1 pseudogene is annotated in these 1,552 nt (G+C 48.7%); it reads left to right on the forward strand.

The annotated features are described in order from the left end of the window. Positions 1-1,552: pseudogene (locus QUB64_RS11190) on the forward strand (cadherin-like domain-containing protein); the annotation flags it as partial.

Below are 1,552 nucleotides of genomic sequence, written 5' to 3' on the forward strand. Positions count from 1 at the left end.
ATGATATCGAAGGTGGCGATGGCGATGACACTATCATCGGTGGTAAAGGCAAAAACAAAATCATCGCTGGCAAAGGCAAGGACACAATTAAAGGCGGCGATGGTGAGAATGATATCGATGGCGGCGAGGGCGATGACGATATCATCGGTGGTAAGCTCAAAGACCAATTAATCGGCGGTATTGGCAATGACCAATTAACCGGAGATGACGGCGATGACTCGCTCGACGGCGGCGAAGGAACCAATATTCTAACTGGGGGTCCTGGAAAGGATAGCTTTGTTTACCCCGTTTCCCGCGAAAACATTAAAACAGTTGCAGAAGCTGACTTAATTACTGACTTTAATGTCGATGAGGATGTTTTAGACTTTTCTAACGCAGCTTTTAATCTCAGCGTTGCAAGCTTGACTAAAGTGGCGATTAATGCTACTTCTGCTGTTGGGGCGATCGGCAGCGCTAACTTGCTCGACTTCAGCGCCGATATCACCGTTACCAGCATCGCCACTTTGCAAGCGCGGTTTGCAGCTTTGGGCGGCAAAACCGACGCGCCTGTTTTCTGTCAGTTTACAGATGCAGCTACTAACCGTACCGTGCTGGTATATGGTGTTGGGGTGCGCTTTGACATTGTGGCCAGTTTCTCGCTGAAATTTAGCCTGGAAGTCAAGAACTTTAAGTTCACCGGCGGGCCGCTAAATGTTCCTGTCGGTACTGACGGCCCTGACAATTTCAATTTCGGCACTTATCCGGCCGGAGTTAATTTCGATGCTAAAGCAGGCGATGACAAAATTGTCGGCAGCAAGTTTAACGACACCTTCAAGGGCGGTGACGGCAACGATATCATCACAGGCGGCCTCGGTTTCGATTTCCTCAGCGGTGGCACTGGTGCCGATGTCTTTGTCTACACGACAACTAAAGAAGGCGGCGATAAAATTACCGACTTCAAATCTGGAACCGATAAATTAGAGTTTGTTTCGACTGAATTCGGCAAGTTGAAGAACTCTGATTTTGACTTGGTAAATGTTACCAGTCCAACGACTGACATTGCTGGCAAAGAGTTGCTGATTTTCTCGGGTACTTACGCGAGCTTATCAGATGTGCAATCGAAATTTGCAGCGCTTCCAGGTGCCGGAACCTCCCCGGTTTTCTGTCTCTATCAAAATGCTGCGGGCGAAAGCGTTCTAGTCTTTGATGCGGACGGCACTGGCCCTTCTCCTACTGTCAATGTTGCTAACTTGGGTACTTCTGTTACCAGTTTTGGAACAGCGGACTTTGTATTTACAGGGACGATCGCAACTTCTCCCACTGGTACTTCAACCAACTCAGGTAGCATTGTTGATTTAACTGCTGCTGGGAATACCTATCCGAGTGCGAGCAATAATTTCGGTTCAGGTGCTGGCGGTTACAACTTTACGACGCCTGTCTTATTTACCGGAGATGCGAAGGCTAACAACGTCACTGGTACTGCATATGCTGACATCCTCAGCGGCGGCCTGGGTGCGGATATTCTGACTGGTGGTTCCGGTGCAGATATCTTTGCTTACAAGGCTGCTGTTGA

It is taken from the genome of Microcoleus sp. Aus8_D2, assembly GCF_036702665.1.
Lineage (GTDB): Bacteria > Cyanobacteriota > Cyanobacteriia > Cyanobacteriales > Microcoleaceae > Microcoleus.